Annotated in this window: 13 protein-coding genes; 10 read left to right on the forward strand and 3 right to left on the reverse strand. The window is 64.5% G+C overall.

Annotated features, from left to right (window positions below):
- Positions 1-80 precede the first annotated feature (80 nt).
- From AWB83_RS16615 to AWB83_RS16645, 7 genes are all read left to right on the forward strand, one after another.
- Entirely contained in the window at positions 81-1,460 is a 1,380-nt protein-coding gene (locus AWB83_RS16615) for an undecaprenyl-phosphate glucose phosphotransferase (RefSeq protein ID WP_087046652.1), read from the forward strand.
- Between the two features lie 50 nt (positions 1,461-1,510).
- On the forward strand, positions 1,511-2,665 hold the full coding sequence (locus tag AWB83_RS16620; protein WP_087046707.1) for a polysaccharide biosynthesis/export family protein: 1,155 nt from the start codon (positions 1,511-1,513) through the stop codon (positions 2,663-2,665).
- 69 nt (positions 2,666-2,734) lie between these two features.
- Positions 2,735-4,963 (forward strand): polysaccharide biosynthesis tyrosine autokinase, encoded by a 2,229-nt coding sequence (locus tag AWB83_RS16625; protein ID WP_087046653.1) that lies wholly within the window; start codon positions 2,735-2,737, stop codon positions 4,961-4,963.
- 98 nt (positions 4,964-5,061) lie between these two features.
- Positions 5,062-6,180, forward strand: coding sequence for a GDP-mannose 4,6-dehydratase (gmd, locus tag AWB83_RS16630; RefSeq protein ID WP_087046654.1), 1,119 nt, complete (start codon positions 5,062-5,064; stop codon positions 6,178-6,180).
- A gap of 5 nt (positions 6,181-6,185) precedes the next feature.
- A complete protein-coding gene (locus tag AWB83_RS16635) occupies positions 6,186-7,142 on the forward strand; it encodes a GDP-L-fucose synthase family protein (protein ID WP_087046708.1) in 957 nt (318 codons plus the stop codon).
- A gap of 59 nt (positions 7,143-7,201) precedes the next feature.
- Entirely contained in the window at positions 7,202-8,344 is a 1,143-nt protein-coding gene (locus tag AWB83_RS16640; protein ID WP_087046655.1) for a glycosyltransferase family 4 protein, read from the forward strand.
- 132 nt (positions 8,345-8,476) lie between these two features.
- Positions 8,477-9,832 (forward strand): glycosyltransferase WbuB, encoded by a 1,356-nt coding sequence (locus AWB83_RS16645; protein ID WP_087046656.1) that lies wholly within the window; start codon positions 8,477-8,479, stop codon positions 9,830-9,832.
- Between the two features lie 63 nt (positions 9,833-9,895).
- On the opposite strand, the gene AWB83_RS36975 is transcribed toward AWB83_RS16645, so the two are convergent.
- Positions 9,896-10,369 carry a hypothetical protein gene (locus AWB83_RS36975; protein ID WP_208636762.1) on the reverse strand — a complete coding sequence of 158 codons (474 nt, stop codon included), beginning with the start codon at positions 10,367-10,369 and terminating at the stop codon, positions 9,896-9,898.
- A gap of 508 nt (positions 10,370-10,877) precedes the next feature.
- On the opposite strand from AWB83_RS36975, the gene AWB83_RS16655 reads away from it, so the two are divergent.
- From AWB83_RS16655 to AWB83_RS16665, 3 genes are all read left to right on the forward strand, one after another.
- Entirely contained in the window at positions 10,878-11,507 is a 630-nt protein-coding gene (locus AWB83_RS16655) for a DapH/DapD/GlmU-related protein (RefSeq protein WP_087046657.1), read from the forward strand.
- 409 nt (positions 11,508-11,916) lie between these two features.
- The gene (locus AWB83_RS16660) at positions 11,917-13,659 is read left to right on the forward strand and encodes a GMC oxidoreductase (protein WP_087046658.1); all 1,743 of its coding nucleotides are present in this window, start codon (positions 11,917-11,919) and stop codon (positions 13,657-13,659) included.
- Positions 13,660-13,794: 135 nt separating this feature from the next.
- Complete coding sequence (locus AWB83_RS16665; protein WP_087046659.1) at positions 13,795-14,253, forward strand: hypothetical protein; 459 nt, start codon at positions 13,795-13,797, stop codon at positions 14,251-14,253.
- Between the two features lie 9 nt (positions 14,254-14,262).
- On the opposite strand, the gene AWB83_RS16670 is transcribed toward AWB83_RS16665, so the two are convergent.
- A complete protein-coding gene (locus tag AWB83_RS16670) occupies positions 14,263-15,459 on the reverse strand; it encodes a glycosyltransferase (protein WP_087046660.1) in 1,197 nt (398 codons plus the stop codon).
- 49 nt (positions 15,460-15,508) lie between these two features.
- Positions 15,509-16,993, reverse strand: a complete 1,485-nt coding sequence (locus AWB83_RS16675) for a hypothetical protein (RefSeq protein WP_087046711.1) — start codon at positions 16,991-16,993, stop codon at positions 15,509-15,511.
- Positions 16,994-17,081 lie beyond the last annotated feature (88 nt).

A 17,081-nucleotide genomic window follows, 5' to 3' on the forward strand; every position in this document is an offset into this window, starting at 1 on the left:
CTTCAAATCACATAAAGACTGCTCGGCGAGGGAGGACACGGGAAGGGGCGTTACAGGGCGATTGCGTTCGGGGGAATGACATGCGCGATTTACAAGGATTGCTGGCTCGTCTGTTCGACGTCGTAATGATCGTCGGCGGCGCGGCCGTGGCGTCGCAAATCAGGTTCGAGTACATCGAGGCACATGCGTACTCGGTGGCGTTCGTCGCGTTCGCGGCGGCGTTCTCGCTCGCGCTCTTTCCGGGCTTCGGCGTCTATCAGTCCTGGCGCGGCCGCAGCAAGCTCCAGCTCGCGTGCCAGGTGTCGCTCGGCTGGCTCGTCGTGCAGGGCTGCGCGCTCGCGCTGATGTTCTCCCTGCATCGCCTCGACTATGTATCGCGCCTCTGGTTCGCGTACTGGACCGCGATGTCCGGCGGTCTCATGATCGCGGGCCGCCTCGCCACGCACGCCGTCCTCGCGCACATGCGCCATGCGGGCATGAACCTGCATCAGGTGGCGATCGTCGGCTGCGGCAGGCATTGCGAGTCCATGATCCGCAAGGTCGACCGCGCGACGGATTCCGGCTTCCGCGCGACCGCCGCGTTCAATGCGTCGCCCGGAACGAGCCTCCTCAACACGCGCGTGCCGGTGTTCGAGAACTACGAGGCGTTCGTCAACTACGTGCGCACGCAGAACGTGCATGAAGTGTGGCTCGCGCTGCCGCTGTCGCAGGAGCGCATGATCCTGCGCTTCGTGAACGAGTTCCGCGACGATCTCGTCAACGTGCGCTTCATTCCCGACGTGCGCAGCCTCGCGCTCTTCGAAAGCGGCGTGACGGATCTGCTGGGCGTTCCCGCGATCAATCTCGTCGCCTCGCCGCTCTCGCCGTCCGCGATGCTGCAGAAGGAGCTCTTCGACCGCGTGTTCGCGCTCGGCGCGATCATCGCCGTCGCGCCGCTGATGATCGCCATCGCCATGGCGATCAAGCTGACTTCGCGCGGCCCGGTGCTTTTCAGGCAACGCCGCAAGGGCGCGGACGGGCGCGTCTTCACCATCTACAAGTTCCGTTCGATGCGCATGCACACGGAGCAGGCCGGAGTGCTGCACCAAGCCACGCGCAATGATCCGCGCGTGACCCGTGTCGGGGCATTCCTGCGCCGTACCAGCCTCGATGAGCTGCCGCAGTTCTTCAACGTTCTGCGCGGCGACATGTCGGTCGTGGGCCCGCGTCCACACGCACTCGAGCATGACGACCTGTATCAGAAGGTCGTATCGGGGTACATCCATCGTTACCGGATCAAGCCAGGCATCACCGGCTGGGCCCAGGTCAACGGCTTTCGTGGAGAAACGGATCGGATCGAAAAGATGGAAGGACGCGTCGCTCACGATTTGTACTACCTGGGTAATTGGTCGTTCGGACTCGATATGAGAATCATCGCCGCAACGATCTTCAAGGGACTACGCCACACCAACGCTTACTGATGCAGGGGACGACCATCATGCACAATCAACAACAACCGGGCACCGCCTCCATGGCCGCCAATACCAACGTGTCGGGCATCTTCCGCCTCACGAGCCTGGCTGCGGCTGCTTCTTTCTGCGCGATTTTCGCGGGCTGCGGGCTCGCGCCTGGCATGCACTTCGAGTCGCCTCCGCAGCTCGTGGAGACATCGAACGACCAGGGCGAGCCGGCTACCGCGCAGAACATTCCGATCACGAATATCGACCTCTCGCTCATCCGCAAGATGAAGGCGCAGCAGCCGTCGGCCTCCAACGATCCGAATGCGTCGCTCTACGGCAAGCCGGCTCCGTACAAGCTCGGCGTCGGCGACGTGCTGCAGATCACCGTGTGGGATCACCCCGAACTCGTCGCGGCGCTTGGCCAGCCGCCGCAGCAGACGCGCACGTCGGATGCCGCGCCCGGCTTCGTCGTGGATGCGGACGGCAATCTGCAGTTCCCGTATGTGAACCGCTCGCTGCACGTCGCGGGCAAGACCGAGGCGCAGGTTCAGCGCGAGCTCTACACCGAGCTCTCAAAGGTGTTCGTGAAGCCGCAGGTGACGGTGCGCGTCGCGTCCTTCCGCGCCTCGCAGGTGTATATCGACGGCGACGTGCGCACGCCGGGCGCCCAGCAGATCAACGACATTCCGATGACGCTCACCGAGGCCATCGGTCGCGCGGGCGGCTTCGCGCCGACCGCGGATCAAAGCCGGGTCACGCTGATCCGCGACGGCGTCACGTACCACATCAACATGGCGGGCATGACCGCGAAGGGCCGCAGCCCATCGGACGTCATGCTCAGGCCGGGCGATGCGCTGCGCATCGATTCGCGCGACGAAAACGGCGTGTACGTCATGGGCGAAGTGACGAAGCCCGCCACCGTGATCCCGATGCGCAACGGCAAGCTCACGCTCTCGGATGCCATTTCGCAAGCCGGCAGCTTCAACGCCGAGACGTCCGATCCGAAGCAGCTGTACGTGATCCGCAACGGCAAGACGGATAGCCCCGAGGTGTATCACCTCGATGCGCGCTCGCCGGTGTCGATGCTGCTCGCGAATGGCTTCGAGCTGCAGCCGAACGACGTCGTCTACGTGGACAACAACGGGCTCGTTCGCTTCTCGCGCGTGTTGAACCTGCTCTTGCCGGCGATCAACGCCGGTCTGACGGCGGCCGTTTTGACCAAGTAAGCCTTTGACCGGCGCGCAGGGGCGCGCCGGCAAACATTGTTCGACTTAAAGAATTGAGCGAGCGAGACCATGGCGATGAACTTTGATTCACGATACTCGGACGTATCGACGGGCGACGAGTTACGTTTGTCCGATTATCTGGCGGCCGTGCTGGGCAACTGGAAGCTCGTAACGGTCGTGATGCTCGCCGTGGTCGCGCTGGGAACGGCATACGCATTCATCGCGACGCCGACGTACAAGGCGGACGCGCTGATCCAGGTGGAAGAGACCAACAACAATAACAATCCGAACGCCAACGCCAATGCGGTGCAGGCGGTCTCGCAGATGTTCGATGCGAAGTCCACCACCGCCGCGCAGATCGAGCTGCTGCGCTCGCGCCTCGTCGTCGACGACACGGTGCGGCGCCTGCATCTCGACATCAGCGCGGTGCCGCACGGCTTTCCGGTGCTGGGCGGCCTGATCGGCAGCGTCTTCTCGATGTTCAACATGCAGGTTCCGCCGGGTTACTTGTCGCGCTTCGCGTGGGGCGGCGAGCAGATCGACGTGCCGCTCTTCGAGACGCCGAAGGATCTCTACGACCAGAAGTTCACGCTCGTCGCGGGCCAGAACGGCAGCTACGTGCTGAACGATCCGGACGGCGTCGCGATCCTCACCGGCCGTGTCGGACAGGAAGCCACGGGCGTCACGCCGCAGGGCCCGGTGAAGCTCAGGGTCGACAAGCTCACCGGCAACCCCGGCGTGCAGTTCGAGCTGCAGCGCTTCTCGACGCTCACCACCATCGACAATCTGCAGAAGCGCCTGACCGTCGCGGAAACGGCGCTGCAATCCGGCATCATCGGCTTGAGCCTGGAGGGCAGCAACCCGAAGGAAATCGCGCAGATCGTCAATAACATCGCGAACCGCTACGTCGCGCAGGACGCGGAGAAGCGTTCGGCCGAAGCGGAGCACACGCTCGCCTTCCTGGATCAGCAACTGCCGATCCTGAAGAAGCAGCTCGACGAATCCGAGCAGAAGTACAACTCCTTCCGCAACAAACAGGGCACGGTGGATCTCTCGGAAGAGAGCCGCCTGTTGCTGCAGCAGATCGTCGACAACAAGACGAAGCTGTCCGACCTGCAGCAGCAGCGCGCGGAACTGTCGCTGCGCTTCACGGCGAATCACCCGTCGGTGCAGGCGCTCGACGCGCAGATCGCTTCGCTGACCGGCGCCCAGTCGCGCATGGCGAAGAACGTGTCGGCGCTGCCGGACACCGAGCAGACCGCGCTGCGCTATCTGCGCGACGTGCGCGTGAACACCGAGCTCTACACGAACCTCCTGAACAGCGCGCAGCAGCTGCGTATCGCGAAGGCGGGCCAGATCGGCAACGTGCGCGTGGTGGACTTCGCGCAGGCGCCGGACGATCCCGTGCGTCCGAAGCGCGTGCTCGTGATCCTGATCTCGGCGGGCGTGGGTCTCGTGCTCGGCATCATCCTCGCGTTCATCCGCAAGTCGCTGTATGGCGGCGTCGAGCGTCCGGAAGAGATCGAAAAGCAACTGGGCGTGCGCGTCTTCGCGATCGTGCCGCGCAGCACGCAGCAGCTGCGCCTGCAGCGCAAGGTCGGCCTGCGTCGCGAAGGCCTGCACGTGCTCGCCGCACAGGCGCCGGAGGATGCCGCGGTCGAAGGCATCCGCGGCCTGCGCACCTCGCTTCAATTGCAGCTCGCCGATGCGCGCAACAACGTCGTGATGCTGACCGGCTCGCGGCCGGAAGCGGGCAAGTCGTTCCTCTCGGTGAACCTCGCGACGCTCGTCGCCTCGACGAGAAAGCGCGTGCTGCTGATCGACGGCGACATGCGCCGCGGCGACATCCACTCGCACTTCGGCGTGCGTCACTCGCCGGGCCTGTCGGACGTGCTGATGGGCGCGGACGTGACGAGCGCGATCCTGCACGACGTGCTGCCCGGCGTCGATCTCATCACCAAGGGCTCGCTGCCTTCGCACCCGTCGGAGCTCCTTGCGAGCGACCGCCTGGGCGACGTGCTGGGCGAGCTCAAGCAACTCTACGACCTCGTGATCATCGACACCCCGCCGGTGCTGGCGGTGACCGATGCGACGGTCATCGGCAAGCACGCGGGCACGAGCCTGCTCGTCGTGCGACACGGCAAGAACCAGGTGCAGGAGATTGGCGAAACGATGAAGCGCCTGCACCACGGTGGTGTGAACATGAAGGGTGTGCTGCTTACGGATGTTCCGCAATCGAAGATGTTGATGGGAAGTACATACGCCGGGTATTACGGCTACGAAAGCATCGCGGAGTAAGGCGTCGCGGAGAACAAAAGCTCGGTAGTGCCCGGTACAACAATGTCGGCGCCTCCCCGCGCGCCGCATCTTTGAGACCGAAGATGGAGAGGTTACGCATGGACCGCAAAGTCGCTTTGATCACCGGCATCACGGGGCAAGACGGGTCGTATCTTGCCGAACTGTTGCTCAGCAAGGGTTACGAGGTGCACGGCATCAAGCGCCGTAGTTCGCTATTCAATACAGACCGCATCGACCACCTGTACCGCGATCCGCACGAAGCGGACCAGCGCCTGTTCCTTCACCACGGAGACCTGACCGATTCGACGAGCCTCGTGCGCATCATCCAGCGGGTGATGCCCGACGAGATCTACAACCTCGCGGCGCAGAGCCACGTCGCGGTGTCGTTCGAGGAGCCCGAGTACACGGCCAACGCCGATGGCCTGGGCGCGCTGCGCATTCTCGAGGCGATACGCATTCTCGGCCTCGAGAAGAAAACGCGTTTCTATCAAGCTTCGACATCCGAACTATATGGTCTGGTTCAGGAGATCCCGCAGCGCGAGAGCACGCCGTTCTATCCGCGCAGTCCGTATGCGGTCGCGAAGCTCTACGCGTACTGGATCACGGTGAACTACCGCGAGGCGTATGGCATGTACGCGTGCAACGGCATTCTTTTCAACCACGAATCGCCGGTTCGCGGGGAAACGTTTGTCACACGAAAGATCACGCGCGCGATCGCACGCATCGCCGTGGGGCTGCAGGACGATCTGTATCTCGGCAATCTCTCCGCGCTGCGCGACTGGGGTCATGCGCGCGACTACGTCGAGATGCAGTGGATGATGCTGCAGCAGGAAAAGCCCGAGGACTTCGTGATCGCGACGGGCGTGCAGTACAGCGTGCGCGAGTTCGTCCAGCATGCGGCCGCCGAGCTCGGCGTGCACGTGCGCTTCGAGGGCGAAGGCGTCGATGAAATCGGCGTCGTGGATCGCGTCGAGAGCCGCGAGACCAAGCTCGCGCCGGGACAGGTGATCGTGCGCGTCGATCCGCGCTACTTCCGCCCGACCGAGGTCGAGACGCTGCTCGGCGACCCGTCCAAGGCGCATGCGAAGCTCGGCTGGCGTCCCGTCACGCCGTTCGCGTCGCTCGTCAAGGAGATGGTGCGCGCCGACTATCAGATCGCCCGACGCGACGCGCTCGTCACGCTCGCCGGTTTCAAGGCCCTCGAACATCACGAGTGAAGCGCATGGACAAGCACGCACGTATCTTCGTTGCAGGACATCGCGGCATGGTCGGCTCGGCGCTCGTGCGCCGTCTCACGGACGCGGGCTATCGCAACATCGTCACGCGTACGAAGGCGCATCTCGATCTCACCGACCAGGGCGGCGTGAACCTGTTTTTCGAGGAGGAGAAGATCGACGTCGTGTTGCTCGCGGCGGCGCGCGTAGGCGGCATCCTCGCGAATTCGACGATGCCCGCCTCGTTCATCTACGAGAACCTCGCGATCGAAACGAACGTGATCCACGCGGCGTGCCGCTGGAACGTGTCGAAGCTGATCTTCTTCGGTTCTTCGTGCATCTATCCGAAGGCGTGCCCGCAGCCGATCCGGGAGGAGTACCTCCTGCAATCCGCGCTGGAGCCGACCAACGAAGCCTATGCGATCGCGAAGATCGCGGGCCTGAAGATGTGCGAGGCCTACAACCGCCAGTACGGCACGAAGTTCGTCTCGCTGATGCCGACGAACCTCTACGGCCCGAACGACAACTACGACCTGAAGAGCAGCCACGTGCTGCCCGCGCTGATCCGCAAGGCGCACGAGGCCAAGCTGCGCGGCGAGGCGACGTTGCCCGTATGGGGCTCGGGCACGCCGCGCCGCGAGTTCCTGCACGTGGACGATCTCGCGGATGCCGCGACCTTCCTCATGGAGCGCGACGTGAGCGATGGCGTGTTCAATGTCGGCGTGGGCGAGGATCTGACGATCCGCGAACTGGCGCAGACGGTCTGCCGCGTGGTGGGCTTTCACGGCGATCTCGTATTCGATCCGGGCAAGCCGGACGGCACGCCGCGCAAGCTGCTCGATGTCTCGAAGCTTGAAGGCATGGGATGGAAGGCATCGATCGGCCTGGAAGAAGGGATTCGCGCGACCTATGAGGAGTTTCTCGCGCGCTACGCATCGATGCAGCAGGCGCCGGTCGCCGCTTGAGCGCAGCCTGATCGCGCATCGACCACGACGATAACGACACTCCCAGGGACAAAACAAAAATGTCAGCAACAGTGACCATCTTTCATAACGTCGTGTGGTCGCGGCACAAGGGTGAAGTGCTGTCCGCGCTCCACAATATCTCGGGGTCCGGCTCGATCCGCTATTCGATGGTGCAGATCGCGGATACGGAGCATGATCGTATCGGCTTCTCCGATGTCGACTATTCGTTTCACCGCTATCCGATGAAGAAGCTCTTCAACGGCTGCTACGAGGACGTGCCGACCTGGCGCATGACCATGCGTCTCACGTGGGAAGTGCTGAAGACGAAGGCGGATCTCGTGGTTTTGCCGGGGTATCACCGTCCCGAATATTGGGCGATGATGGCGGCGTGCATCGTGACGGGCAAGCGTCGCGCGGTGTTCTGCGATTCGACCGCGCGCGACAATCCGCGCCGCATGATCACCTCGATTCCGAAGCGCGTGTTCTTCGCGCTGTGCGACGGCTACTTCGCGTTCGGTATGCGCAGCCGCGAGTATCTGATGTCGCTCGGCGCGAAGCAGGACACGATCTTCAGTCCGTGCCAGGCGGCCGCCCTGCCGCGCTCGTTCTCGCCGGACACGGTGGTGCCGGACAGGCTTGCGTATCGCGAGGGCAACAAGCCGGTTTTTCTATTCGTTGGCCGTCTGTCCGCTGAGAAGGGAATCGACACGCTCGTCGAAGCGTTCAAGATGTTGAAGGAGCGCGTGCAGGATGCGGAGCTGCGCATCGTCGGCACGGGGCCGCTCGGCGATCAGTTGAAGGAGCAAGTCGCCGATACCGGTCTGCAAGACTCCGTGAAGTTTCTGGGCAGTCTGCAGGACGAACCGCTTTCGCGCGAGTATTTCAGCGCCACGTGCATGGTGCTGCCGAGCCTGCGCGAGCCCTGGGGCCTCGTGACGAACGAGGCGTTGAGCCACGGCTGTCCGGTCATCGTCAGCGATAGCTGCGGCTGCGTGCCGGAGCTCGTGGTGGACGGCGTGTCGGGCTATGCGTTTCCGGCAGGCGATGTGCCGGCGCTGCACCGCGCGATGCTGAAGTCGCTGGAAGCGTTCGCCGATACGGCGGGCGTCGCCAGACGCTGTACCGACGTGATCCAGCGTTTCGACCCGCCGTCCGCGGCGGCGAACATCGCACGCGGCTGCGCGCTGCTCTTGACGAACTGAACGAAGGGAGGGCTCATACGCGGTGAAAACGCCGCCGGATACGCGGCCCTGCGTATCCGGCGGCAGGCGCTTTGCCCGAGCGGCGAGGACCCGCTTGGGAAATCCGGGCGCGAATGTCGGGCGAGGGACCACATGAAAATACTGATCTACGGGCTGAATTACGCGCCCGAGTTGACGGGTACGGGCAAATACACGGCGGAAATGGCCGAGGCGCTGGCCGAAGCGGGCCACGACGTGCGCGTCGTCTGCGCGCCGCCGTACTACCCGGATTGGAAAGTGGGTCCGGGCTACAGGAGCTGGATGCATCGCATCGAGACGCGCCGTGGCGTGCGTCTGTGGCGCGCGCCGCTCTGGGTGCCCGCGAAGCCGAGCGGCGCGAAGCGGATGCTGCATCTCGCTTCGTTCGCGTTCGCGTCGCTGCCCGCGCTGGCCGTGCACGCGCTATGGCGTCCGCATGTCGCGATGACCATCGCGCCGAGCTTGCTCAATGCGCCCGGCGCGCTCATGCTCGCGCGCATGACGGGCGCGCGCTCGTGGCTGCATATCCAGGATTTCGAGGTCGATGCCGCGTTCGATCTCGGCCTCCTGAGGAATCCCCGCGCCGGCCGCATGGCGCTTGCATTCGAGCGCTGGCTCATGAAGCGCTTCGACGTGGTGTCGTCGATCTCGGACAAGATGGTCGATCGCGCCGTGAACAAGGGGGTCCCGCTCGCCAACGTGTTTCATCTGCCGAACTGGGTCGATACCGCCGCGATCTTTCCACTCGATCGTCCGAGCGAGTTTCGCCGCGAGCTGGGCATAGGCGAGCACACGGCCGTCGTGCTGTACTCGGGCAACATGGGCGCGAAGCAGGGTCTCGAGGTGCTCGCCGATGCCGCCGCCGCGCTCGCGTCGCGCGAGGATATCGTCTTCGTGTTCTGCGGCAACGGCGCGACCCGGGCGCAGTTGCAGAAGCGTTGCGCCGATCTGCCCAATACGCGCTTCCTGAGCCTGCAGCCCATCGAGCGCCTGAACGAGCTGCTCAATCTCGCCGACATTCACGTGCTGCCGCAGCGCGGCGACGTCGCGGATCTCGTCATGCCGTCGAAGCTGACCGGCATGTTCGCGAGCGCGCGCGCCGTGGTCGCGATGGCGCATCCGGGCACCGAGCTGCACGAGGCGGTGAACGGTCGCGGCGAGGTGATCGAGCCGGAGAACGCGCCGGCGCTCATCGGCGCGATCGAAAGGCTCGTCGCCGAGCCCGAGCTGCGCGCGCGTCACGGTGCGGAAGGGCGGCGCTTCGCGCAGGAGCGGCTTGCCCCGGCAGTGGTGTTCGCGCATCTTCAGGAGCGGCTCTTCGCGCTCGCGGGCTCGCGTCTTCCGAATGCGGCGGAAGTGCGCCTGCAGGAAGTGGCCTCGCAGACGCGGCCCGCCGACGTGCCCGATGTCACGCTCACGCGCATGACGGAGCGCGCGCCGATCCTGCCGCAGATCGAGAAGATCGAATAAGGTTTTCGGCTTTCCGGTTGCCCGGGCCTTGCGTGAACCTACGTTCACGCAAGGCCCGAATGCTCAGTACGGCGACTTGTAGATGTCCCGGGCACGCGCCGCGTTCGCGGCCGGCGGCTTGAGGCCTGCGGGTGTCGGATAGAGCGTCGCGGCCGCGCCTTGCGGCATCATCATCGTCTTGGCGTCGGCCTTGCGTCCCGTCGGGCGAAGCTGCGCGCCCGCGGCGGGATTGCCCACGTAACCGTTCTGTTGCGCGAGCAGCTTGTCCGTCGGCGAGACGCCCTGCGCGGTCTGCGCATTGGTGATCGGGCCGCGCTGGCCGCCGCGTCCGTTGGTCGGCGCGCCATATGGGTCCGAGTACGTGCTGGGACTGCCGAGGAGATCCATTTCGGCCGGCGCGCCGCCGCCGGCCTCACCCTTGCTGATCGCCGCATCGGCGAAATTGCCCGCGTGCGCGGTCTGTGATGCGACAAGCGCGCACGGCGCGAGAGCGGCCATGACCAGCGCTAGCGACGCCGTGCGTAGCTCGTGTTTCATCGGTGCCTCCAGGCGTATTGCAATGATTCGTCGTGCATCGTAATGTGGCATCGCGCATCGTTTCGGAGCGCGCCGACAAGTGTCTTGTCGACCAGAGCGGGTGCTTGATCGCCTTGCGCTGGATGAGTCGCGCGCGCATGAAAACAGGATATTGCGCGCCACCGCCGGCTACCGCCAAAAGCCATGCCGAAGCGGCCATTCGTATCCGGGCGCACGCGGTGCATCGCACCCTTCGCCGATAATTGACCTACCAGATTCCGCACGTCGGCGATGGGAGGGCGCGCGTTCCCTGCGAATGGGTGGACGACAAAACAGCCTCGATCGCGTGATCATGCGGTGCAGGAAAGGCAGGGCCCCGCTTCGTATGACGAGAATCGAAATACAAGTCGCGAACACGGGACAGGGCTGGAAAGCGACAGGTCTTCGAAAGAAGACGGCGCTGCGAACGATACGCATGGCGCGCCGCAAGGCGCCCTTGGGGCAAGAGCGGTGATATGGCGGGGGTCATATGGACAGAGTGATCGGGGAGCGTTGTGTCGGTCATGCCGATGACGGCGACGCACTCGCTGCGCGAGGCACGACGGCGCCGGGAAAAGTGATCGATCTGTCGCGCGCCGGTTCCGGCAACTTCGTTGCGAAGCGCGGGTTCATCACCGAGCTCGTGTGGTTCTTCATCGAAGCATGCTTCATCAACAACAAGCTGATTCCGGTTTCCTTCGTGCGCGTCGCGCTGCTGCGCGCATTCGGCGCGCGCATCGGCAGGAACTGCCGCATGCCGCATCCCATTCGCGTGAAGGCGCCCTGGAATCTCGAAGTCGGCGACAACTGCTGGTTCGGCGTCGACGCGTGGATCTACAACCAGACCAGCATTCGTATCGGCAACAACGTCTGCATCTCGCAGGGCGCGTTTCTGACGACGGGCTCGCATGACGTGGCCGGCAACATGGACCTGCAAGTCGCACCGATCGTGATCGAGGACGGCGTCTGGATCACATCCAAATGCGTGGTGCAGATGGGCGTCATCATCGGGCGTTCAGCGGTCGTCACGCCGCTTTCCGTGGTGCATCGCTCGCTCGAAGCGGAAGGCGTGTACGGCGGCAATCCCGTGCGCTTCATCAAAAAGCGCTTTCCCGTGTAAATCATCAGGCCGCGAGAACGGCGTTCGTGCGCGCCTCATCGCGATGCGTGTCGTTTGACGTTGCACGACGCTGGAGACGGCGAGACAGACAGCGCGCCCGGCGCGACGGATCGAAGAGCTCGACCAGGAGCCGCCACGGAGCACCGGGATTTCGTGAACCGAATTGCGAAGGAGGCAGTGAAGCCGAACCGGAGCCGCAGGGCACGCAACCGCGCGACAGGCGCGCGGTGCGCGTCGTGAGAGGGGCGCCGTCGAGATCGTTCGTATCGTGTGCGCGGGTCGCGCCGTTACCTCGTGTGACGGGCACCGTGCTCGGATACGGCGTTTTGGACAATGGGTCAGAAGCGCGGTGGCAACGCAAGCGACACGTGACACCGCTCTAAGCACGGAACAAGAGGGAGCACGGGGCATGTTCATTGACAGCCGGAGTGTAGAAGAAGGCGCAGTCATAGAGACCACGGTTTGCATCATCGGCGCGGGCGTGGCCGGCATCACGCTGGCGCTGGAACTCGAAAAGCAGGGCATCGACGCGTGCATGCTGGAAAGCGGGGGATATCGCCCCGATGACGAAACGCGCGACCTGTATCGCGGCGAGAACGTCGGCGTGCCGTACGAATTCGCCGATGGCTGCCGCAGCCGCTATCTCGGGGGCAGCAGCAATTGCTGGGGCGGATGGTGCCGTCCGCTCGATCCATGGGATTTCGAAAAACGCGACTGGGTGGCCGACAGCGGCTGGCCGTTCGGTCTCGACGAGCTGCGTCCGTACTACGCGCGCACGCATCAGCTTCTGCAACTGGGTGAGAACAACTTCGAGCCCGCGTACTGGGAAGCCGCGATTCATCGCGAGGACGTGAAGCGTCATCCGTTTCCGAGCGGCACCGTGCGCGACACGATCTCGCAGTTCAGCCCGCCGGTGCGCTTCGGCAAGGTGTATCGCAAGCATCTGCTCGCCGCGCAGAACGTGCGCGTGCTTCTCTTCGCGAACGCGCTGAACATCGACACCGATGGCGACGCGCGCTCGGTCACGAAGATCGATGTCGGCACGCTGACGGGCCGGCGCTTCGCGGTGCGCGCGAAGATCTTCGTGCTGGCGACGGGCGGCATCGAGAATGCGCGCCTGCTGCTCGCGTCGAACAAGGTCCAGGCGGCGGGGCTCGGCAACGGCAACGATCTGGTCGGCCGTTATTTCATGGACCATCCGCGCATCATGTCGGCGAACGTGCGCTTCACGAAGCAATGGGCGCGCAACAAGCTCTACGACATCAAGTACCACTATCAGAACCGGGCGGTCTCGGCGCACGGCACGTTCATCTCGTCGCAGTTCGCATTGACGCAGCAGGTGCTCGAGCGCGAGAAGCTCCTGAACGCGCGCTCGTGGTTCTATTCGGTGTTTCGCGGCGAAAACACGAAGGGTTCGGAAGCGCTGATCCGCATGAAGCAGCGGCTTCTCAAGAAGGATGAACCCGGCTACAACACGGCAACGGACCTCGTCACCATGATGACGCATCCGGTCGATACCGCGTGCTTCGGTCTTGCGCGTCTGTTGCAGCCGCGTCCGCTCATCACCGAGGTGAAGATCCAGACGATCGTCGAGGCCGAGCCGAACCGCGACAGCCGCGTGACGCTATCCGCGCAGAAGGATTGCCTCGGCATGAACCGCGTGCAGGTGAACTGGCAGGTGACCGAGCTCGTGAAGCGCACATTCGATCGAACGGTCGCGCATATCGCCGCGGACCTGAAGCGCGGCGGCGTCGCGGACGTGACGCTCGACGAGCCGCTCGAAGGCAAGCCGTGGCCCGCGCAACTGGAAGGCACGTGGCATCACATGGGCACGACGCGCATGCACGATTCGGAGAAGCACGGCGTGGTGGACCGCAATCTCAGGATCCACGGCATGAGCAATCTGTACGTGGCGGGCAGCTCGGTGTTTCCGACCGTGGGCGCGAACTTCCCGACCATCACGATCGCGGCGCTGACCTTGCGGCTTGCGGGACATCTCGGGCGCGTCATCAAGGGGGACGAAACGGCGACGACGCTCGTCACGCCGTCCGGCATGGCCGTGAAGAGCGATGCGCCGGCGGAAACGCTGCCGATCGCCGCATCGACGATGCACATGCCGGGCGATCTCGCGCTGCAGATGGCGAAGAAGTAACGCGTGCACGGAGCGAAAGGAAGCGCCGCCGGTTTGAAAGCCGGCGGCGTTTTTTCGTGGATCGGGGAATCCGCGCGGCTCGGTCGCGCATCGCTATAATCGCCGTCCGACCTGGCTTTTTTTGGTGTCCCGCTCGTGAAAACCCTCACCGCTCTCGCACTTGCTTCGATTTTCCTTGCTGCCTGCTCGTCCGTGGACAAGGAGCAACAGAAGGAACGCACCTTCCTGCTGTCGCAGCAGTCGCTCGATGTCGCGCAGCGCAACGCGACCATCGCGTGCCGCGACGCCGCGCAATGCGACGCGGTCTGGAAGCTCACGAAGACTTACGTCGAGCAGAATTCGAAGGAACGCCTGACGCGCGCCGACGATGCCGCGATCGAAACCGACGTGCCTTCGGGGTCCGGCAAGCCGGTGTTTTCCGCCACGCGCGTCGCCAACGGCAACGGCGCGACGGTCTCGCTCTTCGCGCAATGCAAGGGCATGTACGGCGACGAACGCGCGCGCGGCTCCGACTTCGACGACTGCGCGACGAGGATCATTGCCGTGCAAAACGGATTCGCCCCCTATCTGAGGGCGCATTTGCCCGCGCAGTAAGCCGGGTGTCTATTGCGCGGGCAGTGTCCCGCGCGCGAATGTCCCGCCTTGCGTGCCGGCGCTTTCGCGCAGCACGCGCAACAGATCCTTCGACATCGCCTCGACGTGGAAGCGCTTCGTGAAGGTTGCGAGCGCCTGATCGCGCATCGCATCGGCTTGCCGGGCGTCCATGCGCAGCCATGACGACAGCGCTTCAGTCGCGCCGTCGACGGTATCGGTCGTGACGATGCCCGCGCCGTCCGCCTTCACTTCGCGCCAGATGTTGACCTTGTCGGAGATCAGTACGGGCAGGCGCGAACCGAGCGCTTCCGCCACCGCGATGCCGAAGTTTTCCTGATGCGACGGCAGCGCGAACACATCGCTCGTGCGGAACGCGCCCCACTTCAGGTCGCCGGTGAGCATGCCGGTCCACGTCGTGCGATTCCCGATGCGCAGCTCCTTCGCGAGCGCGCGCATCTGCGTGGCGTATTCGCCGTCGCCGGGACCGGCCATCACGAGATGCGCGTTCGGATCGATGTCGCGCACTTGTGCGAACGCCTTCAATAACAGGTCGCAACCTTTCTTTTCATGAATGCGCCCGAGAAAGAGAATCGCGCGCTTGCCCGCGAGTTGCGGAAACTTCGCGAGAAACGCTTCGCGTAGCGCGCTCGAATTCTCGGGCGGCTGGCGCGTGCCGAACGCGACCACTTCCTCGTTCGCGCGATAGAGCCTGAACGAGCGGCGCGCGAGCAGGCGTTCTTCTTCGGTCGTGAAGAGCACGCGGCGTGCATCGCGCAACACGCGATACTCGGCCCACGGCCAATAGAGGCATTTCTTCAGATGCTTGAGCGGATAGGTGCGCTTGAACCAAGGATCGAGCATGCCGTGCGGAAAGACGTAATACGGCACGCCGCCGCCGTGCAGTGCCTTCCACGCGCCGAAGCTGTGGTATTGCCAGAGCCCGTTGACGATCACGGCATCGAAGCGCGCCGCGTGCTCCTTCAGCCATGGCACGAGCTTCGGGCACAGGCCGTAGAAGCCGCGCGAAGGCCCGAGCGCATGCAGGCGCAGCCCGAACGCGGCGAGATACGGCGCATCCGGTGCGTCGAGCGACACGACTTCGACCTCGTGCCCCATCGCCCGCATGCTGAGGCCGCTTTGCAGCACGCCTTCGGTGGGACCGCCCGCGCGCGGATCGACGGTGGAGAGCAGATGCAGGATCTTCATGACGTGATGGCCGATTCCGTGAAAAGCGCCTGAAGCCGGACTGCGCCGATCAGGCGTTGGGCGCGAACGAGCTGGCGCCGGGCGGCGGCTCGTGGTGGCGTCCCTGGCCGGCCGGAAGACCCGGTGCGGAGGCGCCATGCGTCGGCAGGATCTCCGGCACCGGCTCGTCGTGCGGGCGCATGTCGGGCGGCATGCCGCCGGGTGCGCCGCGGGCGGGCCTTCTGCCGCGCGCCTGTTGCGCGGCCGTTTCGGCGGCGCGCATGCGCATCGCATGGGCGATACGCGCATACGACGCCACGAGCAGGCCGAGCGCTACGCCGAACACGACGCCTGAGAAGCGGTTGCCGAGCGGATTGCCGCCGATCGATGTCGCGGGCAGGGCGGCGACGACGAGCAGGGCGCGTCCGAGCACGGGCAGATAGAGCGCATCGGGCGCGCGATGCCGCCACGAACGATAGGCCATCGAGCCGCGCCAGAGCGCCCACAGGATGGCGATCGGCAATGCGAGACCGAACAGCAGGCCGCCGGCGAAGAACTGATAGACCCAGAAGTTGTGGCCGGCGGCCCATTCCTTGATCGCGTAGAAATCCTTCTTGCTGAACTGGCCGGCGAGATCTGGCAGGTAGGAAGGCGAATAGCGATAGTCGTGACCGTAGCCCATGCCCACGATGGTCGAGAGCGTCGAGGACATCGCCTGATCGTACTGGTCCTTCATTTCAGCGAGACGCGTGATGGTGGTCGGATCGCGGCCGGATTCGGTGTCCTTCGCGAAGGACATGCGCTGGACCCAGTGTTCGGCGACGGCCGGGAAGAACGCGGCCGATGCGGCCGCCATCGCGCCGAGCAGGGTCAGGATCATGACGGCGCGCAGGCCCGCGGTGAACAGATGCTTGAGCGAGGGCGCGGCGAGCCACGTCGCATACGCGAACAGCAGCACGGTGCCGACGAGCAGACTGCGCGTCACGCTCAGCAGTTCGATGACGATGGTCGCGAGAAAGATCAGCACGGTGAATTTCGTGATGCGCTTTGCCACGACGAATTCATGCAGAAGCAGCCCTTGCAGGCAGAGGAAAGTGACCGAGACGATGCGAAAGCGCACGCTTTCGAGGCTGCCGCCGGTCGCCATGCCGAAGCCGAAGCTGAAGACGAGCGATGCGATCATCGACCAGTACATCGCGCGTTCGATTTGCGCGAGACGCTGCGAATCCCACGGACGGCAGCCGACGAAATAGCCGAGCAGCATCAGCAGGAACGGCAGGATCACGCGCATGTAGTTGCCCGAGTCGTTGCCTTGCAGCACCTGCGTGGCGACGCTGCCGAGCATCGTGAGCAGAAACAGCGAAGTGACGAGCGTGCGCATGCGCGAGCGGCGCGCGAAGCGCGGCGCGATCAGCAGCAGCAGGCAGCCCGCGGCCATCGAGGGCACGGTGAGCAGAATCTGAATGGCCTTGCTGGCTGTCTCGGCGCCCTTGAAGTCGAACGCGAGCGGAAGCAGGAAAAGCCACATCCAGACGACGGCGAACTTGTTGCGCATGGCGTTCTCTTGAATCGCAGAGCTCATTCGAGTCTTCATCGCGGCGTCGATGCCGATGCGTACCCTGGAAGCCTTCGTCGCGTGACCT

The organism is Caballeronia ptereochthonis (genome assembly GCF_001545075.1).
GTDB lineage: Bacteria > Pseudomonadota > Gammaproteobacteria > Burkholderiales > Burkholderiaceae > Caballeronia > Caballeronia ptereochthonis.